The organism is Actinomadura spongiicola (assembly GCF_003432485.1).
Classification (GTDB): Bacteria; Actinomycetota; Actinomycetes; order Streptosporangiales; family Streptosporangiaceae; genus Spirillospora; species Spirillospora spongiicola.
The window spans coordinates 70660-85908 of sequence record NZ_QVNQ01000002.1 but is presented as its reverse complement, the minus strand read 5'-3'; the positions used below and the strand labels follow the sequence as shown (position 1 = coordinate 85908).

Genomic DNA, 15249 nt, shown 5'->3' with positions numbered 1-15249 from the left:
GGCGGTCAGGGGAGGTTGAGGGTGGTGGCGAGGGTTTCGTAGTGGAGGTCGCCGTCGCCGAAGGCCAGGGACGTGGCCATGGCGTGGCGGGAGAAGAGGTGCAGGTCGTGTTCGGCGGTGAAGCCGATCGCGCCGTGCACCTGGTGGCCCAGGGCGCAGACGCGTTCGTAGGCCTCGCTCACCCACGCCTTGGCCATGGACACCTCCTGTGTCGCGTCCCGGTTCGCCGACAGGAGCCAGATGGCCTCGAAGGCGATGAAGCGGGAGCCGAGCACGTCGATGGCCATGTCGGCGCAGTGGTGTTGGACGGCCTGGAACGACCCGATGGGACGGCCGAACTGTTCTCGTTCCGTCGCGTACTGGACCGTCATGTCCAGGACGCGTTGGGCGGCGCCGACCATTTCGGCGCAGGTGGCCGCCGCGCCGAACAAAGGGATGGCGTCGGCGGCTTCTGTGTTGAGCACGTTGGCGGCAGGGACGCGGACGTTCGGCAGGTCGATGTGGCAGGGACGGTCTATGCCGACCGTTTCGAGAGGGCGGATCGTCACTGACGAGGCGTCCACCCAGAAGGCGTGTGGTTCGCCGTCCAGGCGGGCCGCCACAAGGATGTTCTCGGCGGACGCCGCGTAGGGAACGAACGTCGCGGTGCCGTTCAGGACGAAATCGGTGCCGTCCCGGGTCGCTGTCGGGCCTTCGTCGGGACGGTCCCAAGGGAGCGGCGCGGCGGCGGCGATGTGGCCTTCTGAGATGGCGTTGAGCCAGTCTTCCTTTTGCTCGGACGTCCCGGACCGGGCGATCGGCATGCCGCAGGACGCGACGGAGGTCAGCAGCGGGCTCGGGACCTGGGCGTAGCCGAGTTGCTCGAACAGCAGGCAGACGTCGAGGAAGTCACCGCCCACGCCGCCGTGCTCCTCGGGGAACGCGAGGCCCGTCCAGCCGAGGTCGACCATCTCCTTCCACAGCGCGGCGGAGTATCCGGCCCGGTCGCCGTCCATCGCGCGTGCCCCGGCGGTCGCGGCCCGGGTCTCCAGGAGTTCGCGGGCGGTGGAGACGATCAACTCCTGGTCTTCGGTGAGGCTCAGGTCCATCGCGGCGGCACCTTGTCAGAGCGGACCCACACACCCGGCCGTTCCTCCCAGAACAACTGGACCAGGACACCGCCGGTGTGCTTCGGGTGGATGAACGTGTCCTTCCACGCCGCGCCGTCCGTGCTGCCCTCGTTCTCACCGAACGTCGGCGTGTCGTGGTGGTCGCAGGCCGCCATCGCCGCGTCCCAGTCGTCCACCTCGAACGTGACGTGGTGCGCGGCGGCGCCGTTGCGGTCCCAGAACCGTTCGATGAACGAGTCCTCGCCGCGCGGCATGATGACTTCCCAGCAGATCGAAGAGCCGGGAATGTTCAGGACGAGGTCGGCCATGTCGGGATGTTCGTCGTCCGCCGTCCGCCACACCTGCACGAAACCGGCGAGGTCGTGGTACCAGCGGGCGAGGACGTCGCGGTCGGGGAACGCCTGGCAGATGTGGTCGAGGGCGACGATGCCGAGGGACGGGCCGTCCACGGTCGTCGACTCGGCGACGGAGTCGGCGGAGTCTCCGCACATGTCGAGGCTGCCCGGGCCACGGAAGCGGAACAGGACGCCGGGGCCGTGTTCGGGTGGGCTCAGCGACGCCTCCAACCAGCGTCCCCGCGTCCCGTCGGTCGGTTTGACGCCGCGCACTTCGAGTTCGGCGCGGACGGCCTCCAGGTCGGGCACCTCCGCGCCCACGTGGTGCAGGCCGGGGCGTCCCCCGTGGTCGTCCAGGAACGTCTGGAGCGCGGAGCCGTCACCGGCGGGGGCGACCACCTCCCACGCCTGCCCGCGGCTGCCGGGGATCTCCAGCCGGGTGCCGCGCGTCCCTTCCGCCGGGTTGTTCCAGCTCCGGACGCGCCGGAACCCGAACAGGCCCTCCAGCAGCGCCACCTGCGCGTCGAGGTCGGGGGTCACCTGCGCGACATGGTCGATGCGGTAGATCTGCACGGGTCCTCCTAGCTCGGGTGCGGCTCGATCCAGTCGTAGCCGTAGGTGACCAGTTCCTTGACGAGGCGCAGGTTGTAGCGGTTCATCGCGGCGATGCGTTCGGCCAGCTCACCGACCCGCTTGTCGAACTCGTCCGCCGGGTACACGTCGTTGACCAGGCCCAGTTCGAGGGCGCGTGCGGCGTCGATCCTGGCGCCGGTGAACAGCAGTTCCTTCGCGCGGGCCTTGCCAATGCGTTCCGGCAGCCGCTTCACCCCGCCCCAGCCGGGCGCGGACCCGCCGAACTCGGGCTGGTCGGGGTCGCCGTCCTCGGTCATCTTCGGCCGGTACGGCGGGCGCGCCGACAGTGTGATCTCGACGAGGCCGACCTTCGCGTTGTCGGACGCGACGATGAAGTCGGCCGCCAACGCCAGTTCGAGGCCGCCGCCGACCGCGTACCCGTGCACGGCCGCGATCACGGGGACCGACAGGCGTTCCATCATCGCGAACGTCTTCTCGCCGAGCCGTCCCTGCTCGATCCGTTCGCGCGGCGTGAGTTTCTCCGACCAGCCGAGGTCCATCCCGGCGCAGAACGCGCGATCTCCGGCGCCGCGCAGCACCACCACGCAGACGTCCTCGTCGTCGTCGACGCGGGTGAAGATGTCGCGCAGTTCCGTCATCGTCGTCGGGGTCAGCGCGTTGAGCTTCTCCGGCCGGTTCAGCGTCAGCCAGGCCACTCGTTCCTCGATCCGCAGATCGACGGTCTCGTAGTCGTCGGGCATGGGGTTCCGCTCCTCCTCGTGGTCGACGAACCGGTCGGTGTGCTCAGCTTCGGGGCAGGTTCAGGCCCCGGGTGGCGATGACGTTCCGCTGGATCTCGGTGGTGCCGCCGAGGAAGGTGGACGCGACCGAGTCTCTGCGCATGTGCGTGAACAGGGCGTTCATGGGGGCGCCGTCGCGTTCCCACAGCGCGGCGGACGAGCCGAACGCGCGGGCGCCCGTCGCGGCGAGCCGCTGGTGCAGTTCGGCGCCGAAGAGCTGGTTGATGGACGCCTCGAAGTCGGGTTCGGCGCCCGCGGCCTGACGCGACACGGTGTAGCGGGCCAGGTTGTACAGGACCCGGATCTCCGTCTGGCGGCGGGCGATCTCCTGGCGCAGCGCGGGGCTCGTGCGGGCGAAACGGCGTCCGTCCGGGGAGCGCAGATAGGTGACGAGTTCGGCGAGGGCCTGCTCGTACTTGATGGTCGCGCCGATTCCGGCCCGTTCGAAGCCGAGCGCGGACATGGCCACGTACCAGCCTCGGTTCTCGTCCCCGACGCGGTTCGCCACCGGCACCCGGACGCCCTCGAAGAAGATCTCGCAGAACGGCGCCGCGCCCCTGATGTCGGTGATGGGACGGATCGTCACGCCCGGCGCGTTCGCCTCGACGAGCAGGAACGTGATGCCGCGGTGCGGACGTTCGGCGTCGGGATCGGTGCGGACCAGGACGAACAACCAGTCGGCGTACTGGCCGAGGGACGTCCACACCTTCTGCCCGTCGACGACGTACTCGTCACCGTCCCGGACGGCCCGGGTGCGCAGCGACGCCAGGTCGGAGCCGGAGCCCGGCTCGGAGAAGCCCTGCGCCCACGTCGCCTCGCCCTTCGCGATAGCCGGGAGATGCGCGGCCTTCTGCTCGTCCGTGCCGTGCACCAGCAGGGTCGGCCCGAGGAGGAACGCGCCGATGCCGTTCACGACCGGCACCCGCGCCCGCATCATCTCCTCGTGCAGGATGAACTCCTCCATGGCCGACAGTCCGGCGCCGCCGTACTCCTCCGGCCAGTGCGGCGCGATCCAGCCGCGCTCCGCCAGCGCCGCCGCCCACGCGCGGGCGCCCTCGCGCCGCTCCGGGTCGTCGGCCACCCGGTCGACGGGCCAGTTGTAGCCCGCGACGTCCTCCGGTTCGAGGCTCTGCTCCTCGTCTCCCGCCGGACGGTACGACGCGGGGAACCTCTCCTGAACGAAGGCGCGCACCTCTTCGCGAAAGGCGGCCTGTTCCGGCGTGTCGTCCCAGTTCACTGCGCCTCCCGATCCCAGGTCGTCGCGGTGACGCCGTGCTCGCCCTGGGCCCGGAGCTTGTACTTGGCGACCTTGTCGGTGGGCGTGCGCGGCAGCGCCTCCACGAACTCGACGTAGCGCGGCACCATCGACCGTGGCAACCGCTCCTCGCAGTACGCCACCAGCTCTTCCGGGTCCAGCCCGGTGTCCGGCTGCACCACGATCGACACCTTGATGTCCTCGTCCTCCAGTTCCGAGGGCACGCCGATCGCGGCGCACTCCAACACCGCCGGATGCTGATTGATCTCCGTCTCCAGGTCGAAGGCGGAGATGTTCTCACCACGCCGACGGATCGCGTCCTTCATCCGGTCAAGGAAGTAGAAATAGCCGTCGTCATCGCGCCATACCCGATCTCCGGTGTGGAACCACATGTTCCGGAAGCACTGCGTGGTCGCCTCCCAGTTGCCGTAGTACCCGGTCGTGAGGACGAACGGCTGTTTCGGCCGCAGCACCAACTCCCCCGGCTCACCTGGGCCTAGTTCCCGGTCGTGCTCGTCGACCACCGCGACCTGGAACCGCTCCTCGTGCGCCTGCCCGCACGACCCGACCCGCCACTCCCCGTACGGGCTTCCCGTCGCGATCCCGGCCTCCGTGCTTGTGTACGTCTCCACCGACCGCACTCCGAACCGTTCCCGCATCGCCTCGTCCAGGCTGGACTTGCCCATGTAGAAGGTCTCCAGCCGGTGGTCCTTGTCCCTGGACGTCGGCGGACGGTTCAGCAGGATCGGAATCATCGAGAACACGCTCATACAGACCTGGGCGTCGAAGCGGCGGACGTCGTCCCAGAACCGCGACGCGCTGAACCGTTCGACGATCGCGATGGACCCGCCGCCCAGCAGGGCCGACAGCATTCCGTCCCACAGCGCCGCCGCGTGGAACAGCGGCAGCGGGCAGTAGATCGTCTTGCCCCACCTATCCAGAAAGTCCAGCGAGTCGTAGGCGCAGGTCAGCGCCAGGGCGTGCGGCACCATCGCGCCCTTGGACGGGCCCGTCGTCCCGGACGTGTACATGATCGCCTGCATGTCGCCGAAGCCGACCGGCACGTCCACGCGGCCGTCACCGTCCGGCGGCAGGGCGGCGAGTTCCCGCGCGGGCTTGCCGAGCCGTTCGAGCAGCACGCCGTTCTCGGCGGCGTCCCGGACGATGACCCCGCCCAGTTTCGGCAGCCGTCCCGCGACCTCGGTGAGCCGTTCGGCATACGGCCCGTCCACGATGAGCCATGCGGCGTCGGAGCTGTCCAGCACATGCCGCAGCAGTTCCCCCCGGTACGCGATGTTGATCGGCACGGCCACGGCCCCCAGCCGCGCCAACGCGAAGATCAGATGGACGAAGTCGGCGCAGTTGGGCAGCATCAGCCCGACATGGTCACCGTGCGTGATGCCCGCCCCGCTCAGCGCGCGGGCCATCCGGTCGGCGGCGGCGTCGACCTCGCCGTAGGAGATCTCGCCGTCACGGAACTTGAGGAACGTCTGGGTTCGATGGGCCTGCGCCTGTGACCGGAGAACGTCCCCGAGGACGAAGCTCTCCAGCGTCTCCTTGCGCATCCGGACCTCCGCTGTCGCTGCGTTCTGCGTGCGTGCGTCGTCGGTGGTGGGCGGGCGAAATCGACGGATGGCGTGTCTCAACCGGACATCACCGTAAATAGATGAACATGAAACACTGAACCCGGCAACAGTCGCGGACATCAGCAAAGCTGCACTTCTAGGGCCTTACTGGGGCAACCGCCGCCCTGTGTGACGAGTGCCACACCCCATTACGGCCGCTCTTCCCTTACCCACCACTCGGCCCGAAAACGGCTCGCGTCCTCCGCGCACGACCCGTCATCGTGGGCTTCATGCTCGATGCCGCCCAGCTCAACGCCTTCATCGAGAACGGCTTCGTCCCCGTCAGGGAGGCGTTCCCCCGGGACCTCGCGGACGAGTGCCGCGCCGTCATCTGGGACGACCTCGGAGCCGACCCGGACGACCCGTCCACCTGGCCCGGCCCGATCGTCACCCGTCCCGGCTACGCCCTGCCGCCGTTCGTCGCCGCCGTCACCACCCCGCGCCTCCATGGCGCGTTCGACGCCCTGGTCGGCGAGGGCCGCTGGCAGCCCCGCACGTCTCTCGGCGGCTTCGTCGTCCGTTTCCCCGGCGGCGAAGCCTCCGTCGTGGACAACTGGCACGTCGACGTCAGCTTCCCCGGCCCCGACTCCGCCCCGACCGACTACCTGACCTGGCGCGCGAACGTCCGCTCCCGGGACCGCGCGCTCCTCATGCTGTTCCTGTTCTCCGACGTCACCGAACACGACGCCCCCACCCGCCTGCGCGTCGGCTCCCACCGGGACGTCGCCCGCGTCCTGGCCCCGCACGAGGAGGACGGCCTGGACGCCCGCGCCCTGGCAGCCCAGGCGGACGCCGCCTCCGCCCACCGCTCGACGGCCTTCGCCACCGGCAGCGCGGGCGACGTCTATCTATGCCACCCGTTCCTCGTCCACGCGGGCCAACCCCACCACGGCATGACCCCCCGCTTCCTGGCCCAACCCCCACTCCACCCGACCGTCCCGCTCAACCCGGAGGAACCGACCGCCCCCGTGGTAACCGCGATCCAGAGGGCCCTCACCCCCTGATGGCCGAATGTTCTACGACGACTCACATTTCCTTATGGTCGGCCCCAAATAAGGGTTGAGCAGGGTTTGCAACCACCCGGACAAGGGGGACCTTCCGGTCATCAAAACCGCGGCCGGACCCGGCTGCGGGGTGGGGAGGCCCGAAATGACGAGCAAGACGACCCCTGGCAGGACCTCGGCGACGGCCCACCGGCAGTACCGGACGTCCGGGTGGCTCGCCTTCGCGGGCACGGTGGCGCTGGTGGTCGGCGCGTTCAACATCATCGACGGACTGGTGGCCCTGTTCAAGGACGACTACTACCTCGTCGCCGACAACGAGATCATGGTGTTCGACTACACCGCGTGGGGCTGGATCTGGCTCATCCTCGGCATCATCCAGATCGGGGTCGGCGCCGCGATCATGAGCGGAAAGATGTGGGCGCGCGCCATCGGCGTCGTGTTCGCCTTCCTCGCGGCCATCGGACACCTCGCGTTCCTGGTGGCGTTCCCGCTCTGGTCGGTACTGACCATCTCCCTGTGCGTCCTGCTGATCTACGCGCTCACCGCCCCACCCCCCGGCGCCCGCGCAGACTAGGAGGCTTGTTCATTGCAGGAGCGGCCCACTTCGCTCGCCTGACGGCTCGCTACGTGACCGTCCCTGAGGCGAACGCGACATCGCTTCGCGATCCACCCGGCTCCGCTCGCCTCCGGCATCGCTGCACCGGGCGGGTAACGCGTTCGCGTGCGGGCTGTGTTGATTGCAGAACCGGCCCACTTCGCTCGCCTGACGGCTCGCTACGTGACCGTCCCTGAGGCGAACGCGACATCGCTTCGCGATCCACCCGGTTTCGCTCGCCTCCGGCGTCGCTCCACCGGGCGGGTCACACGTTCGCGTGCGGGCTGTGTTCATTGCAGGAACGGCCCACTTCGCTCGCCTGACGGCTCGCTACGTGACCGTCCCTGAGGCGAACGCGACATCGCTTCGCGATCCACCCGGCTCCGCTCGCCTCCGGCGTCGCTCCACCGGGCGGGTCACGCGTTCGCGTGCGGGCTGTGTTCATTGCAGGAACGGCCCACTTCGCTCGCCTGACGGCTCGCTACGTGACCGTCCCTGGGGCGAACGCGGCATCGCTTCGCGATCCACCCGGTTTCGCTCGCCTTCGGCGTCGCTGCACCGGGCGGGTAACGCGTTCGCGTGCGGGCTGAGGCCACATCGAAACAAGGTTCTGGACACGCGATCCGATTCGGGGCGGCCTGCCCGTCCACAATGCCTCGCGATCGGGCCGTGGAACGCGTCCACACCGTGACCTCGGCCGAAAAGGCCGAGGTCATCCCCGTTGGCCGCATTGGTGGGTGCTGTCGGATTACTCGTCCGTGAAGCTGAGAAGGCATCTTTCGGGAATGACTCAGGGTTATGGAGAGCCAACAGAGCGGATTCGGGGAGGGGGACGATGAACCCGGCGGTTTTCCCCTGTCTCTGGGTAAGGGGCGGGCGCGCACCGACTGGGTCGTCTACGGCCTCACCGCGGGTCTGTCCACGGCGTTCGTGCTCTGGGGTGTCGTGTGGACGGACAACCTCAGCTCGACGACCCAGTCGGCGCTCGACTGGCTCCTCGCGAACGTGGGGTGGCTGTTCGTCCTCGCGGCGACCGGGTTCGTGATCTTCTCGTTGTGGCTGGCGCTCAGCAGGTACGGCCGGATCCCGCTGGGCCGGGAGGGCGACGAGCCCGAGTTCCGGACCGTCTCATGGATCGCGATGATGTTCAGCGCGGGCATGGGCATCGGGCTGATGTTCTTCGGCGTCGCGGAGCCGCTCACGCACTACGTGCACCCGCCGCCGGGCACCGACCCCGCGCAGAGCGAGCCGGCGATCGAGACGGCGATGGCCACGACGATGTTCCACTGGACGCTGCACCCGTGGTCGATCTACGCGGTGCTCGGCCTCGCGATCGGGTACGGGCACTACCGCCGGGGCCGCAGCCAGCTGATCAGCTCGGCGTTCGTGCCGCTGATCGGCAGGCACGGCGTCGGACCCGTCGGCAGGCTGATCGACATCCTCGCCCTGTTCGCCACGCTGTTCGGCTCCGCCGCGTCGCTCGGCATCGGCGCCCTCCAGATCAGGACGGGCCTGCAGGAGGCCGGCTGGATCGAGACCCTCGGCACCGGCGTCCTCGTAATGATCATCGTGGTGCTGACGATCTGTTTCGTGCTGTCGGCGGTGTCCGGCATCGCACGCGGCATCCAGTGGCTGTCGAACATCAACATGGTGCTGGCGGCCGTCCTCGCGGTCTTCGTGTTCGTCGTCGGCCCGACCGTGTTCGTCCTGCAACTGCTGCCGACCTCGCTCGGCGTGTACCTGCGGGACTTCGGCGAGATGGCGTCCCGCTCGGGCGCGACGGGCGGCACCGCGATGCAGGACTACCTCGCCGACTGGACGATCTTCTACTGGGCGTGGTGGATCTCCTGGTCACCGTTCGTCGGCATGTTCCTCGCCCGGATCAGCCGCGGCCGCACCATCCGCCAGTTCGTCGCCGGTGTGATCATCGTGCCGAGCACGGTCAGCCTCGTCTGGTTCGCGATCTTCGGCGGCACGGCCATCGGCCAGCAGCGGGACGGCCTGAACCCGTACGGCGACGGCTCGGAGGAGCAGATCACCTTCAACGTCCTCGGAAACCTGCCGTGGGCGACGCTCACCGCGATCGTCGTGATGGTCCTGGTGGCGATCTTCTTCGTGTCCGGCGCGGACGCGGCGTCGATCGTCATGGGCACGCTCTCGCAGCGCGGTTCGACCACGCCCGCGCGCTGGATCGTCATCTTCTGGGGCGCGATGACCGGGAGCGTCGCCGCGATCATGCTGGTGATCGGTGGGGACAAGGCGCTGTCCGGCATCCAGAACATCACGTTCATCGGCGCGCTGCCGTTCGCGGTCGTGCTGATCCTGTTGTGCTTCTCCGTGGCGAAGGACGTCCGCGACGACCCGATGATGCGGCGGCAGCTCAAGGGCGCCGAGGTCCTGGAGGACGCGGTCGTCTCCGGCAGCGTCCAGCACGAGGGCGACTTCGAACTGGTCACCCGCCCGTCCACCGACGGCGGCCCCTCCGAGCCGCGGGAGGGTCAGCCGTAGGGGTTCTCCCCGGATTTGACGCGGGTCGCGAACTCCTTCAGTGCGTCCAGGGCCCGCAGGTAGGGCATCGGACCGTAGGAGACGCGGGCGACTCCGGCGGAGGCCAGGTCGGCCAGGGACGAGCCCGGCATGTTGTTCGCGTTGATCGGGCCCGGCAGGCCCTTGACCAGGGCCGGGACGGCGTCCAGGGGCGCGGCGATCGGGTAGACGCAGTCGGCCCCGGCCTCGAAGTAGAGGCGACCCCGGGCGATCGCGGCGTCCACCGGATCCGGCACCTTGGCGACGAACGTGTCGACCCGGGCGTTGATGACGAGCCGGTCACCGGCGGCGTCGCGGACGGCGGCGAGAAACTCGGCCTGGGTCTCGGGCTCGGCGAGTTCCCCGGCGTAGGTGTCCTCCAGGTTGCAGCCCGCGGCGCCGATGGCGAGGAGCCGTTCGACGAGTTCGGCGGGCTGGAGCCCGTACCCGGCCTCGGCGTCCACGGTGACGGGAACGGTCGCGGCCCCGATGACGCGGCCCGCGGCGGCGAACATCTCCTCGGCGGGCGCCCCCTCGTGGTCGGGATGGCCGAGCATCGCCGAGACGGCGGCGCTGGCGGTGGCGAGGGCGGGAAAACCCGCCTCCTGGACGGTCTTGGCGCTTCCGGCGTCCCACACGTTGGGCAGCAGCAGCGGATCACCCGGGCGATGCAGGTCGCGAAGCACGGCGGCGCGGTCGGTCATCTCGATCCCCTTCCCTCCCCGAGGGAGACTGCACAGGCCGTCGAAGTGTGACATCCGCCTACGACACTCTCGCCGCGCCGGGCATGGCCGGGTTAGCGTCGCAAGTGATCAACAGCAAACCGCGACAAAGGAGTGCGCATGCTGCCGTGGTCGGTCGAGTTCGCCGGACGCCTGGAGGAGCACGTCGTCAGCAGTGAACTGCTGCGCGACAACCCGCTGAACGACCCGCACGAACGGCCTGTCCTGGTGTACGTCCCGCCGGGCTACGACGACGAGCCGGGGCGCCGCTACCCCAGCGTCTACGTGATCATGGGATACACCGGGCACGTGGGGATGTGGGGCAACCGGATGCCGTACCGGCAGCCGTTCCCTGAGACGGCGGACGCGGTGTTCGCGTCCGGGGAGGCCCCGCCCGCGATCGTGGTGTACGTGGACGCCTGGACGGCGTACGGCGGCAGCCAGTACCTCGACTCGCCGGGCATGGGCCGCTACCACTCCTACCTGTGCGACGAGATCGTCCCGTGGGTGGACGCCCGCTACCGGACACTGGACGCCCCGGAGCATCGGGCGATCAGCGGCAAGTCCAGCGGCGGCTACGGCGCGATGATCACGCCGATGCTGCGTCCCGACCTGTTCGGCGCCCTGGCGACGCACGCGGGCGACGCCCTGTTCGAGTACTGCTACCTGGCCGAATTCCCCAAGTGCGTCCGGCATCTGCGCAAGTACGACGGTGACATCTGGCGCTGGTGGGAGGACTTCACGTCCCGCGCCTCCTTCACCAAGGAGGCGGACATGGACCTGCTCAACATCCTCGGCATGGCGCTGTGCTACTCCGCCCGCGACGACGGCACGCCCGAGCTGCCGTTCGACCCGGTCACCGGCGTGATCCGGACGGACGTCTGGGAGCGCTGGCTGACCTTCGACCCGGTGCGGATGGCGCCACGGCACGCCGACGCGCTGCGCTCGCTGCGGGCCGTCTGGATCGACGGCGGCACCCGCGACGAGTGGTTCCTGGACGTCGGCGCCCAGGCGTTCCGTGACGCGCTGCTGGACGTCGGAGTCTCCGAAGACGTCATTCATTTCGAACTGTTCGACGCCGGCCACGGCGGTATTGATTACCGTTATCCCCTCGCTCTCTCCTGGATCTGCCGCGCCATAGCCCCCTGACGGAGCGCCACCACCCGCACACCCGGACGGCCGGGCCGAATGTTCGGCCCGGCCGTTCGCGCTGCTCAACACCCCTTTTTCGACGTTCTACTCGTCGGCCTTCTAAATATTGAAAATCCAATACCAAATGGATTCATTGACACTATTCATATCTAGGAGTGCACTTCGGGACAGCTCATCCGCATGAGCCACCCAATCCCAAAGCCCGCCGGACGGGCGGCGGTCGCGTGGAGCGCTCCCCTTCGGCTCCGCGTGCCGCGCCATGCCCGGCACGTGGAAGGAGCACCCCTGTGAGACACCAGACCGCGATCGGGGCGGCGGCGCTGTCCGTCGGCCTCGCCGTGGCGATGTCCGCCCCCGCCACAGGTGCGACGTCCCGCACCGCTCCGGCTCCCAAGCCGGACCCCCGCAGCATCGCCGCCGGTTCCGCGGACCGCGCGATCGCGGCGCAGCCGTCGACGTTCAAGCTGGCCGCCGAGGACAAGATCGTCGACCTGGGCGTCACGTCCGGCCTGAACGGGCTCCAGTACGTCGCCTACACGCGGACGCACGCCGGACTGCCCGTCCAGGGCGGTGACTTCGTCGTCGTCACCAACGCCGCCGGCGGCGTGCTGAGCACCCACGTCAACCAGACGAGGGAACTCGACGTCGACACCAAGGCGAAGATCTCGGCCGCGGCCGCCGCGAAGACCTCCCGCGCCCACGTGGCCAAGGTCGAGAAGGTCTCCGCGCCGAAGCTGACGGTGCTGGCCAACGGCGCCGGACGCCTCGTGTACGAGACCGTCGTCACCGGCACCAAGAAGAACAACGCCCCCACGATCATGCACGTGTACGTCGACGCCAAGAGCGGCAAGGTCGTCGAGTCGTGGGACCAGGTCCGGGACGCCGCCGACGACCGGAGCCACTACCACGGCACCGTCGACATCAGCACCGCCGCCACGACGATGTCCGACCCGCAGCGGGGCAACGTCCAGTGCGGTGGCCAGAACGGCCGCGCCTACACCGGCGACAGCCAGTGGGGCAACGGCAGCGGAACCGACATGGAGACCGCCTGCGTCGACGCCATGTACGCGCACCAAAAAGAATGGGACATGCTGAAGGAGTGGCTCGGCCGCAACGGGATCAACGGTCGCGGCGGCGGCTTCCCGATGCGCGTCGCCCTCAACGCGGTCAACGCGTACTGGAACGGCAGCTACACCACCTACGGCCACAACCAGGCCAACAACAGGCAGGCCACGTCGGTGGACGTCGTCGGGCACGAGAACGGCCACGCCATCTTCACCACCACCCCAGGTGGCGACAGCGGCGGCGGTAACGAGAAGGGCGGCTTGAACGAGTCGACCGGTGACATCTTCGGAACGCTCACCGAGTTCTACATGAACGAGCCCGCGAACCTCGACCCGCCGGACTACCTCGTCGGCGAGGAGGTCGACCTGGTCGGCCAGGGCCCGATCCGCAACATGTACAACCCGCAGGAGAAGCGGCACCCGAACTGCTACTCGTCCTCGATCCCGCGCACCGAGGTGCACGCGGCGGCAGGCCCGCAGAACCACTGGTTCTACCTGCTCGCCGAGGGGTCGAACCCGGGCGGCGGCAAGCCGACCAGCCCGACGTGCAACAGCTCGACCGTCACCGGAATCGGTGTCCAGAAGGCCGGCAAGATCTTCATGGAGACCCTGAACCGGAAGACGTCGTCCTGGACGCACTCGACCGTGCGCGCCGCCTCCGTCGCGGCGGCGAAGCAGCTGTTCCCCGGTTCCACCACCGAATGCCAGACGGTGAAGGCCGCCTGGAGCGCCGTCAGCGTCCCGCAGGCGTCGGGCGAACCGGCCTGCTAGCCGACCGGCACCCTTCATGATCGTCATTCCCTGACCGCCCCTCGCCCGCGGCCCGTGACGGGGCCCGCTCCCCCGTCACGGGCCGCTTCCATTTCCCCCGGAGGACAACACTCATGAGATCGCGCACGATGGCGACGGTGGGGGCGGCTGCCCTGACCCTGGCCGCCCTGCTCCCCAACGCCGCCGCGTCGGCGTCCCCGCCCGCGTCGATGCCCGCACCCCCCACGGTGCGCGCCGCCGCGCCCGACATTCCCGTCGCGAACGTCAAGGCTCACCTGGCGCAACTCCAGAGCATCGCCACTTCCAACGGCGGCAACCGTGCGCACGGCCGTCCCGGCTACCGCGCCTCCGTCGACTACGTGAAGTCCAAGCTGGACGCCGCCGGATACCAGACGTCCATCCAGTCGTTCAGTTACAACGGCGCCACCGGCTACAACCTGATCGCGGACTGGCCCGGCGGTGACACGTCCAACACGCTGATGGTCGGCGCGCACCTGGACAGCGTCACGGCGGGCCCCGGCATCAACGACAACGGCTCCGGCTCGGCCGCGAACCTCGAGGTGGCGCTCGCCGTCGCCAGCACCGGCTACAAGCCGGCCCGGCACCTGCGGTTCGGCTGGTGGGGCGCCGAGGAACTGGGCCTCATCGGGTCCAAGTACTACGTGCAGAACCTGCCGTCGGCCGAGCGGTCGAGGATCAAGGGCTACCTGAACTTCGACATGGTCGGCTCGCCCAACCCCGGCTACTTCGCCTACGACGGCGACGGCTCCAGCGGACGCGGCGGCCCCGCCGGTTCCGCCGAGATCGAGCGGGTGCTCCGCGCCCACTTCGCCACGATCAACGTGCCGGTGGAGGACACCGCGTTCGACGGACGCTCCGACTACGGCCCGTTCATCCAGTACAACATCGCCGCCGGAGGCCTGTTCACCGGCGCGGAGGGACGCAAGACGGCCGCGCAGGCGCAGAAGTGGGGCGGTCAGGCGAACGTCGCGTACGACCGGTGCTACCACGCGCGCTGCGACACGACGACCAACATCAACGACACGGCACTGGACCGCAACTCCGACGCCATCGCCCACGCGGTGTGGACGCTCGGCGGCGGCACCCGCCGGTAGTTCACCCCGGCTGAGATCCGCGCAGGTCAGAGGGTCTTTTCAGAGATTTCCAGAGACCCGTTCAAAACATTGAAAATCCAGTGGCTCATGGATCCGTTGACACCTGACCGGCCTGCGCGGTCCAATTTTGGACAGCCAATCCCCCTCCCCAAGGGCTGACCGAAGGCGGTTCCACGGGACGAATCTCGGCCCGGCCCGTGCGGCGCGCCGCCTTCCTTCCGGGGCCCCCGCCCCCCGCCGGGCCCCTGGCGCCCTCGTCCGACGCTGCTCCTACGGACGAGGGCCCGGGGCCCTCAGCCCGACCTCGGCCCGACCTCGGCCCGATCTCGGCCCGCCCCTCCGCCCGGTGCGGAACGTCGGACCCACAGGTCACAATGGGGATATGTGCCGCAGCATCAAGACACTCCGCCCGCCCTTCACCGAGGACGTGACCGACACCGACGTCCGGGCGGCCGCGCTCCAGTACGTCCGGAAGATCTCCGGGTTCCGCGCGCCCGCCGCCCACAACGCCGAGGCGTTCGACCGGGCCGTCGAAGAGATCGCCCAGAGCACCGCCGCCCTCCTGGAGTCCCTGGAGGTCCGGGGTCGCCGCGCGAGCTGAGC

The 15249-nt window shown here is 69.3% G+C and carries 13 protein-coding genes; 7 read left to right on the top strand and 6 right to left on the bottom strand.

All coding sequences use genetic code 11. The features are described 5' to 3' along the window. Positions 1-5 precede the first annotated feature (5 nt). The 5 genes from D0T12_RS05065 to D0T12_RS05045 are packed head-to-tail and all read right to left on the bottom strand — an operon-like array spanning position 6 to position 5637. Complete coding sequence (locus D0T12_RS05065; RefSeq protein WP_117398120.1) at positions 6-1088, bottom strand: acyl-CoA dehydrogenase family protein; 1083 nt, start codon at positions 1086-1088, stop codon at positions 6-8. Beyond that, entirely contained in the window at positions 1079-2017 is a 939-nt protein-coding gene (locus tag D0T12_RS05060) for a VOC family protein (RefSeq protein ID WP_117398119.1), read from the bottom strand. The genes D0T12_RS05065 and D0T12_RS05060 overlap by 10 nt, the downstream gene beginning before the upstream one ends. 8 nt (positions 2018-2025) lie before the next feature. Next, on the bottom strand, positions 2026-2778 hold the full coding sequence (locus D0T12_RS05055; RefSeq protein WP_117398118.1) for an enoyl-CoA hydratase/isomerase family protein: 753 nt from the start codon (positions 2776-2778) through the stop codon (positions 2026-2028). A 43-nt stretch (positions 2779-2821) separates the two neighbouring features. Beyond that, positions 2822-4054 carry an acyl-CoA dehydrogenase family protein gene (locus tag D0T12_RS05050; protein WP_117398117.1) on the bottom strand — a complete coding sequence of 411 codons (1233 nt, stop codon included), beginning with the start codon at positions 4052-4054 and terminating at the stop codon, positions 2822-2824. Next, positions 4051-5637, bottom strand: coding sequence for an AMP-binding protein (locus D0T12_RS05045; protein ID WP_117398116.1), 1587 nt, complete (start codon positions 5635-5637; stop codon positions 4051-4053). The genes D0T12_RS05050 and D0T12_RS05045 overlap by 4 nt, the downstream gene beginning before the upstream one ends. A 290-nt stretch (positions 5638-5927) precedes the next feature. On the opposite strand from D0T12_RS05045, the gene D0T12_RS05040 reads away from it, so the two are divergent. The 3 genes from D0T12_RS05040 (at position 5928) to D0T12_RS05030 (ending at position 9804) form a co-directional block, all read left to right on the top strand. Then, on the top strand, positions 5928-6701 hold the full coding sequence (locus D0T12_RS05040) for a phytanoyl-CoA dioxygenase family protein (protein WP_117398920.1): 774 nt from the start codon (positions 5928-5930) through the stop codon (positions 6699-6701). 145 nt (positions 6702-6846) lie between these two features. Beyond that, positions 6847-7275 (top strand): DUF7144 family membrane protein, encoded by a 429-nt coding sequence (locus D0T12_RS05035; protein ID WP_117398115.1) that lies wholly within the window; start codon positions 6847-6849, stop codon positions 7273-7275. An 819-nt stretch (positions 7276-8094) separates the two neighbouring features. After that, positions 8095-9804 (top strand): BCCT family transporter, encoded by a 1710-nt coding sequence (locus D0T12_RS05030; protein ID WP_117398114.1) that lies wholly within the window; start codon positions 8095-8097, stop codon positions 9802-9804. On the opposite strand, the gene D0T12_RS05025 is transcribed toward D0T12_RS05030, so the two are convergent. Then, a complete protein-coding gene (locus D0T12_RS05025) occupies positions 9795-10526 on the bottom strand; it encodes an isocitrate lyase/PEP mutase family protein (RefSeq protein ID WP_117398113.1) in 732 nt (243 codons plus the stop codon). The two genes, D0T12_RS05030 and D0T12_RS05025, sit on opposite strands and share 10 nt — an antisense overlap. 138 nt (positions 10527-10664) lie before the next feature. Between D0T12_RS05025 and D0T12_RS05020 the strand changes: the two genes are divergently transcribed. From D0T12_RS05020 to D0T12_RS05005, 4 genes are all read left to right on the top strand, one after another. Continuing rightward, positions 10665-11693 (top strand): alpha/beta hydrolase-fold protein, encoded by a 1029-nt coding sequence (locus tag D0T12_RS05020; protein ID WP_117398112.1) that lies wholly within the window; start codon positions 10665-10667, stop codon positions 11691-11693. A gap of 290 nt (positions 11694-11983) precedes the next feature. Then, entirely contained in the window at positions 11984-13531 is a 1548-nt protein-coding gene (locus D0T12_RS05015; RefSeq protein ID WP_233525854.1) for a M4 family metallopeptidase, read from the top strand. A gap of 113 nt (positions 13532-13644) precedes the next feature. Beyond that, positions 13645-14646 (top strand): M28 family metallopeptidase, encoded by a 1002-nt coding sequence (locus D0T12_RS05010; RefSeq protein WP_117398111.1) that lies wholly within the window; start codon positions 13645-13647, stop codon positions 14644-14646. Between the two features lie 382 nt (positions 14647-15028). Then, complete coding sequence (locus tag D0T12_RS05005) at positions 15029-15247, top strand: DUF2277 domain-containing protein (protein ID WP_117398110.1); 219 nt, start codon at positions 15029-15031, stop codon at positions 15245-15247. Positions 15248-15249: the final 2 nt, after the last annotated feature.

What these genes read in the sequence shown, in the direction of transcription:
- D0T12_RS05065 (WP_117398120.1), bottom strand. Translation starts at nt 1,088, where the DNA reads ATGGACCTGAGCCTCACCGAAGACCAGGAGTTGATCGTCTCCACCGCC.
- D0T12_RS05055 (WP_117398118.1), bottom strand. Translation starts at nt 2,778, where the DNA reads ATGCCCGACGACTACGAGACCGTCGATCTGCGGATCGAGGAACGAGTG.
- D0T12_RS05045 (WP_117398116.1), bottom strand. Translation starts at nt 5,637, where the DNA reads ATGCGCAAGGAGACGCTGGAGAGCTTCGTCCTCGGGGACGTTCTCCGG.
- D0T12_RS05040 (WP_117398920.1), top strand. Translation starts at nt 5,928, where the DNA reads ATGCTCGATGCCGCCCAGCTCAACGCCTTCATCGAGAACGGCTTCGTC.
- D0T12_RS05035 (WP_117398115.1), top strand. Translation starts at nt 6,847, where the DNA reads ATGACGAGCAAGACGACCCCTGGCAGGACCTCGGCGACGGCCCACCGG.
- D0T12_RS05030 (WP_117398114.1), top strand. Translation starts at nt 8,095, where the DNA reads ATGGAGAGCCAACAGAGCGGATTCGGGGAGGGGGACGATGAACCCGGC.
- D0T12_RS05025 (WP_117398113.1), bottom strand. Translation starts at nt 10,526, where the DNA reads ATGACCGACCGCGCCGCCGTGCTTCGCGACCTGCATCGCCCGGGTGAT.
- D0T12_RS05020 (WP_117398112.1), top strand. Translation starts at nt 10,665, where the DNA reads ATGCTGCCGTGGTCGGTCGAGTTCGCCGGACGCCTGGAGGAGCACGTC.
- D0T12_RS05010 (WP_117398111.1), top strand. Translation starts at nt 13,645, where the DNA reads ATGAGATCGCGCACGATGGCGACGGTGGGGGCGGCTGCCCTGACCCTG.
- D0T12_RS05005 (WP_117398110.1), top strand. Translation starts at nt 15,029, where the DNA reads ATGTGCCGCAGCATCAAGACACTCCGCCCGCCCTTCACCGAGGACGTG.